Source organism: Hyphomonas adhaerens MHS-3, from assembly GCF_000685235.1.
GTDB classification, from domain to species: Bacteria; Pseudomonadota; Alphaproteobacteria; order Caulobacterales; family Hyphomonadaceae; genus Hyphomonas; species Hyphomonas adhaerens.
On the sequence record NZ_ARYH01000005.1, the window covers coordinates 82,345 to 93,181 of the forward strand.

Below are 10,837 nucleotides of genomic sequence, written 5' to 3' on the forward strand. Positions count from 1 at the left end.
AGGCCGCCGTTGACCTGACGCGTTGCTCTGCTTTGAGCACTTACAGGTTACTGACGGAGTGATTTTTGCACACGTAAAAACGTAAATTTTTGTTCGTTTTTAATTCACCTGCCCACAAATGTTGCACCTGCGCAGACAAAGTTGTCACACAGCTGAAGCATAGTTGAGCGATTAAAAAAACGGCCGCCAAAAACTGGCGGCCGCTTTGCTATGCTTCGTTTTTAATTCGTATACGCCCAACACTCAGAGAGACGACGCGCGAATGCCGGACCGAACCTACCGTTCAGAAAAATTTGACGTTATCGAGCTCAAACCACACGGTGTCGCCACCAGGACGTTTGACGAGGAGGCGCATATCTACGATATTGTCGCCCGTCCATTCAGCACCAGCTGCAGGTGCGATAAGGTCTTTAAACGGAACAATTACCGTCTCCCAGTCCTCACCCACTTCGAACCCGTAGCTCCAACGCCCTTCCGTTGTCGCCACGACCAGGGTGTACGGCTTATCGTCTCCGCGCGCATCAAAAGTCACGCCTTTATAAGCGGAACCATCCGCAGGCTGAACTGACCCGACATTCATGGGGACAACAATTCCGGCCCGAGCGTCTTCCCGCAGCGCAAGGTCTGCAGACAAGTGCAGAACACCGCCCCGATCGCCATCATCGATCACTTCAAAAACCTGCCAGCTGCGCTCCATTCCTCCATCGGGGTCACCTACGACCAGCGTATCGCGCGAGGAACGCCCGTCTTCCCGGTCGAAATCGGCGATCAGTGTGTCCGTGATTTCGGAGGACGACATGACAGTCGCCTCAATCGGCGCTGGCGCTCCTTCGCCAAAGACCTTTTCCCCACCGACGAAGGTGTACTTCGTCTTGTGCAGATCGGAGATATTCTCCCACGGCTTGCCCGCGATCAGTACGACATCCGCGTCCTTGCCAACTTCAATTGAGCCGCGCTGATCATAGACACCGACGGCACGCGCACTGTTGGATGTACCAGCCATCAGGGCAGCCGTCTGCGGGAGCCCGGCGCGCACCATCAACTCCATTTCCGAAAGCGTCGAATAGCCATGCGGAGTGCGCGGCATCCCGGCATCGGTGCCCAACGCAATCAGAACACCGCCTTCGTACAGCGCTTTCATATTGTCCAATCCGACCTGAAACCGTGCCTGGCGCGATTTGAAAGAAGGATGCTCCCGTTCAAATGGGGTCGTTTCCAGTTTGTCTGGATTGTAGACAGCAAGCGTGCCGGCATACGCCGTGCCGCCGTTCTTGAGCGCATCAATCGTGACCTGATCCACATGTCTGTCGAGCACTGAGTGCGCGATAACATCTACGCCGGAACGCCCAGCAATCTCGGCGCGGTCTTTCGTTACCGTGTGAGTCAGAACTTTAAGGCCGTTGGCGTGCGCTTCCTCGACCAGAGCGGTCAGGGTCGGCTCATTCATACTCGTATTATCTACTCCGGACCCATAACGCCAACCGTCTGTGAAGACCTTGATGACATCGGGCTGATACGGCAGCAATGCCTTGACCGCTTCGGTGGCGGCGTAGGGGGTATTGACCCATTTGGTGGTGCTTGTGTCGGACCAGTCAGCACCATGTCCATTGGTGGTACTCATGCGCGCGGCAAAATTCACGCGCGGCCCTGGAAGCGATTGCAGCCACTCGCGCCGCGGGGCGAAGGCTTCCGGCGCCTGGGCAAAATCATACACTGATGTCACGCCAGCCTTGGCGTATTCCTGCGAAATCTGGGGCGTTGTCGCCGGCTGTCCGATCGGAGTGTAGTGAACGTGCAGGTCGAAGAATCCAGGCAAAAGCGACAGGTCGCTCCCATCAATTGCCGGCACGCCTGCCGGCGCCGGTCCCGCGGCCTTGTCGATAGCTGAGATGAGGCCGTCGTCGAACATGACGGTCGCCCTGTATGGCTCCGCGCCCGTTCCATCGAACACGGTCACATCGGTGATCGCCAGGTCTTGAGCCAGCGATGAACCCGTCACACACACCGCCACCAAGCACGAACTCAAAAACCTTCTGATCATACTAATCCTTCACCCGTCTAATACGCGTCTATGAAACAAGACGCTTCGATGTCTGCTTCTATCCAAATCCTGAAGCATTTTTTTGCCTGCATATTCTTTCAGAGCAACTTTCGCTCATCCGGAAACCTGGCAAACGCAATCAAAATATTTCAAGAAAAGGACTTTTACGCCTGCAGCCCGCAAAAGAATGCCGCCGCAGCCCAGTGATTCATTGTATCTCTTGCCGAGAAACTGAGCATGATTGTCTCGCAACGCTTGAATCGATCAGATGGACTTGCCAGCTCAGCTGCGCTTATCTGTCACAAATCTTCAAAAATACGCCTCACGCTCGGCGTTAACGGGGCACAACCCAAAACTGAGGGGAATGCGTATGCCCGGATCGGGGCAGAAAACGGGCCTGACCAAGCGAACACCGGCGAATGATCTTCGGCAGGCGCCAGAAGGCGTGGAATTGGAAACAAAAGTTTCTCCGTCTCAGGACCGCGCGCGCAACACCTTCGAATCCATCCTTTCAGTCACAGGCGACCTGCTTTCCGAAGTCGGCTTTGAGCGCTTGTCGACCAATATGATCTGTAAAAGAGCGGGCCTGACCCCTCCTGCCCTGTACCGCTACTTCCCCAACAAATATGCGATCCTCCACGAACTGGGCCGCCGCCTTATGGAAGCTCAGGATCAGGCCGTATTCGAGTGGCTGCAAGAAGGCGGGATCGACACACAGTCATTCGAGGCATCCACAAAAAGCATTCTGCGGATCCAAAGACATGTAAACGAGATCACCAAATCATTCCCGGGAGGCGCCTGGGTTGTGCGGGTCATGCGCGTCATACCGGTGCTCAAGGAGGTTCGCCTCGAGTCCCGCGACCTCGTCAGCGACAAGATACTGGAAGACCTTCGAACAAAGCTGCCAGATGTTCCCGAAGACCGACTCGCCATGGCGACGAAGTTGACCATCGAACTGATGTTTTCCGCAACCGAGATGGCTATCGAGACCCCAGAACAGGAAGACGAAATCACCCAGGAAGTTTCCTTCCTCGTCGCAAGCTACCATTGGCGCTTGAAAAACGATTCCTGACTTCCCGTCCCAGCAGGGCAGCAAGACTAACCTGCTTACTTGCTGCCTTCTTCCATCGCTTTTTCCATTTCACCAAAGCGGTGAAGCACATGCGGCAGCACATCCCGGCCGACGATGCTGACAACAATCGCGGCCACACCACTCAACACGAAGCCAGGCACGATCTCGTACAGGATATCGGACAAGGACTTCCCGTCGATCTCAATCGGTGCGTATAGCCAGAACAGCACGGTGACCGCGCCAACGACCATGCCGGCCAATGCGCCATCGCGCGTAAGGCCCCGCCAATACAGGCTGAGCAGAATGATCGGACCGAAGGCCGCTCCGAAACCAGCCCAAGCATTTCCGACGAGCGACAGAATATTACTCGACCGGTCGAAGGCCAGTCCAATCGCGACAAGTGAAACCACAAGCACCGATATCCTTCCAACCGCAACCAGTTCCGTCTGACTTGCCTCCTTGCGCAGGAAAGTCTTGTAGAAATCTTCTGTCAGCGAGCTGGAAGACACCAGCAATTGGGATGAAATCGTACTCATGATCGCCGCCAGAATGGCCGCCAGCAGGAAGCCCGAGATAAGCGGATGGAACAGGACCTGCGAGAACAGGATAAAGATGGTTTCCGGATCGGTGAGTTCGCTGTTGAGATTGTGCTCGTTGACATAGGCCACGCCAGTAACACCGACCGCGACCGCGCCGATCACAGTCACGATCATCCAGCTCATCCCGATGTATCGGGCCGTGGCAATGTCTTTAAGCGTCCGGATCGCCATGAAACGCACGATGATGTGGGGCTGGCCGAAATAGCCGAGGCCCCAGCTTGCTGCGGAAATGATCCCGATGACAGACAGCCCCTGGAACCAGTTAAAGAAATTTGCACGGCTGGGCGCATCCGGCACGCTGGCAGCTGGCGACGCCAGGACTTCGGCTTGCGTGGCGTCAAAACCGCCGACCGCACTGATCGCCACGACAGGCACCAGCACAAGCGCTACAAACATGATGCAGCCCTGAACAAAGTCAGTCAGACTGACTGCAAGGAAGCCACCGAACAGCGTGTAGGCAACGACCACACCCGCGGTGAGGAAAAGACCCAGCTGATAATCGAGTCCGAAAGACGCCTCAAACAATTTGCCGCCAGCAACCACGCCTGCCGATGTATACAGAGTAAAGAAAATAACGATCACAACGGAGGACAGCACACGTAGCGCGCGTGATTTGTCGTGAAAACGTTTTTCGAAGAAATCCGGAATGGTGATCGCGTCGTCCGCCATCTCCGTATAGACGCGCAGACGCGGCGCGACGAACAGGTAGTTGAGATAGGCGCCGATAACGAGCCCCACAGCAATCCATGCTGCACTGAAGCCCGATACGAAGACAGCGCCCGGCAATCCCATAAGCATCCACCCGCTCATATCGGATGCGCCCGCAGAAAGTGCACCCACCGCAGGGTGCAGTTGGCGACCGCCCAACATGTATTCGGAAACGTCACTTGTGGACTTCCGATAGGCGTACAGGCCGATGCCCAGCATCAAAACAAAATATACCGCAAGAGAAATCAGAGCTTCGTGGTTCATGGGCTCACTTTTTCAGTGTTCGAATTTCGTTTGGCCGGCTCATCCGGCAAGATCGTTCGGGATATTCTACTCCGAAGAATTCCGGTCGGAGACCTAGAAAACGTCCCTCGGTGGCTCACCGTCAGGCGGCGGGATCACATGTACCCGATGCACATGACTTGCTTTTGTCAGACCCAGCCCCTGCTTCATCGATAAGTGCCCCTATCGCAACTCAACGGCGCGCTTGTACGCTGCCTGCGTTGCTTCGAGCAACAGGCGCGAGAGATCGCCATTTCCATTCAAGGCCTTCAATCCAGCCTCGGTCGTGCCGGCCTTGCTGGTCACGGCGTTGCGCATGTCTGCCAGATCATCCGATGAACTGGCCGCCAGCTCGATCGTTCCTGCAATTGTGTCCAGCACCAGCTTGCGCGCCTGGCTTTCTTCAAAACCCAGCTCTTTGGCGGCTTCCACGTAGGTCCGCGCAATCTCAAACACATATCCCGGACCGCTGCCTGCAATCGCCGTTACCTTGTCGAGATCATCTTCCTTGTCGACTTCAACAACAGAGCCGGCCGCCTGCATCATCTGCCGGGCCAGCGTCTTTGCATCATCGGGCGTCTTGTCGTTGAAATACACGCCACTCACGCCCTTGCCGATGCTGGCAGGCAGATTTGGCATCACGCGGATGATCGGCCGCGAGCCGACAACCGTCTCCAGTCTTTCGCAGGCAACACCGGCCGCAATGGAAAGGGCTGGCGCGTCAGGCCGGACATATTTCAGGTAATCCGGAATGACATCGGCAATCATCTGAGGCTTCACGGCAATCACCAGGAGATCATACGGGCCGCCTTGCACGTCTGCCGCCGATTTGAAGGTCTTCACACGTGAATCCGGAAACGTCGCAACAGGGTCGACGGCCGCGTAGGTCATCCCCGGAACGTCCACCCAACGGGCGAGCAGTGAAGCGCCCATATTTCCACAACCAACCATCAATGCGTGCATAAGTCCTCCGAATCTCGTTGCCCCGCACATAGGCCGATCTTACTTTGAATTCAAATTTTCTGCTGTGGTTTCCCGCCGATTGGCCGGTTTCCGAGGAACCATCAGGGAAAACAGGTTGTTAAGATTGAGCGTTTTTCGACTTTTTCGCCGCTATATGAGCGGTTGGACTGTTACTTTGTGCTCTAATCGTGTTGCGAACGACCCCAACGCAGCCTAGGTCGGGGCCTAAGGAACCAAGGGAGCCCTGTGTGCCTAAATCAAAGCGTATCGTTATCAAGATCGGATCGAGCCTGCTGGCCAATGCAGAATTGCTGACCCCACGGTGGGCGTTCATCCAACAATTGCTGAACGATGTGAAAACGCTCCGTGACGAAGGTTATGAAGTCCTCATCTGCTCATCCGGCGCCGTGGCCCTCGGATTGAGTGCGATCGGCGAGTCACCGGAGACAGCTGGTTTGCGGGACAAGCAGGCCGCGGCTGCCTGCGGCATGCCCATCCTGCTGAATGCCTACAAACAGGTTGCGCACGAGTACAGCTTCGACATCGCGCAGGTTCTGGTCACGTTGAAAGACCTGGAAGACCGCCGCCGTTTCCTGAACACGAAGAATACTGTGCACAGGCTGATACAGGCTGGCATCACGCCAATCGTCAACGAAAACGACTCCATCACGACGGAAGAAATCCGCGTCGGCGACAATGACAGGCTCGCAGCCAAGGTCGCCCAGATGGTTCAGGCCGAAACGCTTGTGATCCTCACCTGTGTGGATGGCCTTTATGACCGCAACCCGGAAGAACCCGGCGCCAAGCTGGTGGAAACCGTCAACGATGTGAATGAGTTCCTGGAAGTCACCAAAGGTGTAAGCAGCCTCGGCAGTGGGGGCATGCTGACCAAGATGCAGGCCGCCAATATGGCCCAGAATTCCGGCTGCACGACAATCATCGGAAACGGCGAAGCCGAGCGCCCTGTCACATCCCTGCTCGACGGAACGCGCAAGCACACCAAATGCATCGCCCACGACAAACCGGCCACCGACTGGACAACCTGGCTGACGGACCGCCTTCAGATGGCCGGCAGCATCGTCGTCCCCGAAACCGCGATCGACGCGCTTTGCCGAGGAGAACGCGGTCTGCTGCGTCAGGACATTCAATCGATCCAAGGCACATTTGTCCGCGGTGATGTGCTCCACATCTATGACGAACAAGGCAATGAACGGGCCCGCGGGCTGGCAAACTTCACAGCCGAGGAAACGCTCATTCTCGCGCGGAACAAGGAAATTCCCGCCAAGCAATTGCTGGGCTTCCAGACGAATGCGACCATCGTCAGCCGCGACAACATCGTCGTGCTTGATGACCGGCATATCCAATGGGACACCCCATCGGATGACGAACTGGAGCAAATCCAGGAGAGCTAGGCTCCCGAGTCGTTGATATCCCCGACCTCGAGGATCGGCGCGGCATCAAGATTGTCGGCATGCATCATGAAGGCAATTTTCTGCATGCTGGAAACCAGAAGCGACTTTTCCCAATCGGCCAGATTGTCAAATGCCGAAAGAAAGCCTTCCTGAAGCAGTTCCGGCGCATCGACCAGCCGTCTCTTGCCCTCGTCGGTGATCACGACTTCCAGGCTTCTCCGGTCGTGTTCGTTTCGTTCCCGGACGACCAGTCCTGCCCGCACCAGTCTGTCGACAATTGACGTGATGGTCGCCTGGGACAGATGAACCTGACGCGCGATATCGCTCGGCTTGGCGCGCTTGTCCCCGGCGACGCATTGCAGGACCAACAGTTGCGGCGCCGTCAATCCGGAATCCTTCGCCAATTTCTTGGAATGCATATCAATCGCGCGGGTGATTTTCCGCAGCGCGACAAGTAGGTCGTGATACTGGCTCATGCGGCGATGCAATAACCAGACACAAGCGCTTGTCCAGTTTTCGGCGCTGCACACGGCTTTCGATCTGCAGTCGAGGAGACGTCAGGCCGTTGCCGGTGCTGGCCTTTGACCGCAAGCCCTGCCCTGAACGGTCTCACTCACAACTCACCTGACACGGCTCCCAAAATCTCCGGCACCGGTCTTGCAAAATATTCGCAATTGAACCAGCAACTGGAGTGAGCGGTGGGCAGTCCTCCACTGATGGAAAAGCCCGCAAGGCGCAATGGGGAACATAATGGCGGAATCTGACTGGATCCCCACGGACAGCGCACAAAACACCACAGCCGTCTCCAACGCTCTTTCACTGAAGCCGCAATCGGCCGACCGGATCAGCGTTCGCGCCGAGACCATAGTGAGCGCTTGATCCAATGCCACGCATCAGCAGACAGCATCTCTTTTGGTTCTCCGGTGCGTTCGCGCTCTCCCTGGTTTTCCTCGTGCGCGGTGAGCGGCACTTGTTCTACTGGTTCGGCCCACATGAATACTGGGCGACACATTGGGCCCGGGATTATAGCGACGGGTTCGCCCGGCGAGGCCTGTTGGGCGAATTCATCGCGCTACTGGGCGGAGACAATACAAGCTATGCGCTGATCACAATTGGCAGCTGGGTTGCGGCGCTAGGTCTTGCCGCGGTGGCGATCGATGCGATGTGGCGGCTGACACGCCGGATGGGGCAATGGGACGCCACGCTGTTGACCATGGCTGTTCTGATTTCCCCGGCCACCTTCGGAATCCTGCTGGAGACGCTGGGCGATCCGCTGCAGCTGATCCTGCTGGTCTATATTCTTGCTGCGCGTTTCATTCTGCCGACACGAAACCTTCTCATAATTGTACCGGTCTTTGCCCTTCTGGGCCTCTTCATGTCTCTGACCCATGAAGCCAGCGTCTTCTTTGTCCTGCCAGCACTGGGCATTCAGGCGCTCGTCCTGCGCCGGAACCTCGCATCCTGGGCTGCGTTTGGCGCCTGTCTGGCAACCAGCGCCGTTATCGTCGCCATTCTGATGCTCACGAACATGGCGGAACCGCCAACGTCGAACCCAGTCCTGCATCTCGGCAACGCGACCTTCATCTACGAAGGAAAGTTCGACAGTTTCGACAACCTTCTGAGCGAGGAACTCGTCCGAATGTTCGGCAGCGGTTTCTCCGGCCTGTTCGAAACGGCGGCACGCGTCAGCGGCGCAATCATGGTGCCGCTGTTCCTTGGGCTTATGGTAATCGGCTGCCGGTACGGCGCGTCGGTCCCGCCAACCTCGAGGCAGGCACGCATCCTGATCTCGTTCGCGCTGGTGATGCTCGCCGTTTTCCCGCTCATGCTCATCGCGCACGATTGGGCACGGTTCTTCGGTTACATCTTGCTCGTTTTCCTGGCGACAATTGCTGACACGACACCGGCCGACGACACGCCTTCGCCGATGCCCGGCGCAGTTGGCCTGATGGCGGGTGGCTTGCTGCTGGCCGGGCTGACCACCACGGACAAGCTCGACCAATACCGGATGGATGGATTGTGGTGGCAACCGCGCATCATGCTGACCTGCCTTTTGGTGTTCGGACTGACTGCTTTGTTCGTCGTGCTGGCACGCGCCGATCAGTCTCAGTCCGAAGCCTCCTCCCGGAAACGGTGAATCGGGCAAGTTGCCTGCGAAACCGCCGAACAGCCTAAAATTCCTCCCGCCGGAAGAGAAAGAACTGTCACTCACTTCTCCCGGTGTGTATCTTGCATTCTACGCAAGCAAGAACTCTTGCAGGGGACGCTAAAATGAAGACCAGGCTCGAAAGCCAGAACTTTCTGACGCTGGATGGTGCACGTGGAGTGGGCGCAATGCTCGTTGTTCTCGGGCACAGCGCAATGTTCTGGCCCGGCTTTCCAACCCTTCCCCTGGTCCCGCTTGTGGACATCTTCTTCATTCTCAGCGGCTTCGTTCTCGCCTTTGCCTATGAGCCCCGTTTCGACCGGGGCATGTCAGCCCGCCAGTTCTTGCTTGCCCGGGTCGTCCGGCTTTATCCCCTGTATATTCTGGGTATTTTGATGGGCACAATCGTCCATCTCTACGCCTATTATGGCGACAGCCCGGATACATCCCTGTCCGACCTGCTGCTGAACTCGGCTCCGGCCTTTTTCATGGTTCCGTGGATGGATCCGAATTCGGAGTACATCTACGCGGCGAACGTACCGGCCTGGACCCTGTTTTTTGAGCTGGTGATCAACCTCGTCTACATCCTGATCTATCCCTACATCCGGCGGACATCCGGGCTGCTCGTGGTGCTGGCCATCAGCATTGCGATGTTCCTGGCCATGGCCTTCCACTATGACACAACCGATCTTGGCTCACGCTGGACTGAATTCTGGGGCGGCTTTGGCCGTGTGTCCTGCACCTTCTTTGCCGGCGTTTTGATCTATCGACTGATGGGCAAGCCGAAAGAGACATCTTCCCGGCGCAGCCTCATTTCAATCCCGCTGATCCTGCTTCTCGTGCTCTATGGCTTCGATGTGCCGGAACCCTTGTTCCTCATCCGCAGCATCATCCTGGTGACGCTGGTCGGCCCGATTCTGCTCTGGTTGTACCTGATCGTACAACCCCCTCGCTGGCTGTCCTCCACGTTCGCGACCCTCGGCGGCATGTCCTACGCACTCTACATCCTGCACTACCCGGTTTACGAGACGGTCAAACGGATCGCCTGGAAATATCCGGTCATCATTGAAACCCCAGCGCTGGGAAGCTTCATCGTTCTTGCCGTATCGATGGCAATCTCGTTTGTTGCCTGGCAATGGTACGATGAACCCGTCCGGGCGAAGGTCAATAAATGGCTGAAAGAGCGCCGCAAGCGCTCTGCCGCCACAAACATGACCAAGGCTGCTGAAGGCGCCACGGTGAGCAGGTCCAGATAGTTACGGCGCGGCAGACTTTCTGAAGCTGGACATCCCTCCTAGAGGCAACGGCCCGCCCCGGCCCCGATGGCGGTACGGACATCCGGCGTGGACAGCCTGAACCGCCATTGCTTTAAACGATTGCCAGATCGTTCGAGCGTCCTCACCGACCTCTAGATTTCAGCAATACCAGCCCCCGAACGGCTGCGCCTTGATTCCAGATGCCGTCTGGAGGGAACCGGATGAAATACCTGACGCCAATTCTGATGTCTGTTTCGGCGCTTGCACTCCTGACCGGATGCGGAGGCGGCGGAGGCAGTGGCAGCTCGACAGACACACCCGTCTCTCCACCGCCTGCCCCCCCGCCCCCGTCGCCTCC

Annotated in this window: 8 protein-coding genes; 4 read left to right on the top strand and 4 right to left on the bottom strand. The window is 57.1% G+C overall.

The features are described 5' to 3' along the window. Positions 1-283: 283 nt before the first annotated feature. The gene (locus HAD_RS17565) at positions 284-2,041 is read right to left on the bottom strand and encodes a CIA30 family protein (RefSeq protein ID WP_035574135.1); all 1,758 of its coding nucleotides are present in this window, start codon (positions 2,039-2,041) and stop codon (positions 284-286) included. Between the two features lie 268 nt (positions 2,042-2,309). Here HAD_RS17565 and HAD_RS17570 point away from each other — a divergent pair, with 268 nt between their 5' ends. After that, a complete protein-coding gene (locus HAD_RS17570; RefSeq protein ID WP_206741298.1) occupies positions 2,310-3,113 on the top strand; it encodes a TetR/AcrR family transcriptional regulator in 804 nt (267 codons plus the stop codon). Between the two features lie 35 nt (positions 3,114-3,148). On the opposite strand, the gene putP is transcribed toward HAD_RS17570, so the two are convergent. Together putP and HAD_RS17580 are read right to left on the bottom strand one after the other, a co-directional pair. Continuing rightward, on the bottom strand, positions 3,149-4,684 hold the full coding sequence (gene putP, locus HAD_RS17575) for a sodium/proline symporter PutP (RefSeq protein WP_035574137.1): 1,536 nt from the start codon (positions 4,682-4,684) through the stop codon (positions 3,149-3,151). A gap of 201 nt (positions 4,685-4,885) precedes the next feature. After that, positions 4,886-5,635, bottom strand: coding sequence for a pyrroline-5-carboxylate reductase family protein (locus HAD_RS17580; RefSeq protein ID WP_051596467.1), 750 nt, complete (start codon positions 5,633-5,635; stop codon positions 4,886-4,888). 278 nt (positions 5,636-5,913) lie between these two features. Here HAD_RS17580 and proB point away from each other — a divergent pair, with 278 nt between their 5' ends. Continuing rightward, positions 5,914-7,077 (top strand): glutamate 5-kinase, encoded by a 1,164-nt coding sequence (gene proB / locus HAD_RS17585; protein ID WP_035574146.1) that lies wholly within the window; start codon positions 5,914-5,916, stop codon positions 7,075-7,077. Here proB and HAD_RS17590 read toward each other — a convergent pair. Next, positions 7,074-7,553 (bottom strand): MarR family winged helix-turn-helix transcriptional regulator, encoded by a 480-nt coding sequence (locus HAD_RS17590; protein WP_035574148.1) that lies wholly within the window; start codon positions 7,551-7,553, stop codon positions 7,074-7,076. The genes proB and HAD_RS17590 overlap by 4 nt on opposite strands. Before the next feature lie 407 nt (positions 7,554-7,960). Between HAD_RS17590 and HAD_RS17600 the strand changes: the two genes are divergently transcribed. Next, positions 7,961-9,214 (top strand): hypothetical protein, encoded by a 1,254-nt coding sequence (locus tag HAD_RS17600; protein ID WP_035574152.1) that lies wholly within the window; start codon positions 7,961-7,963, stop codon positions 9,212-9,214. A 134-nt stretch (positions 9,215-9,348) separates the two neighbouring features. Continuing rightward, positions 9,349-10,479, top strand: a complete 1,131-nt coding sequence (locus HAD_RS17605; protein ID WP_035574155.1) for an acyltransferase family protein — start codon at positions 9,349-9,351, stop codon at positions 10,477-10,479. Positions 10,480-10,837 lie beyond the last annotated feature (358 nt).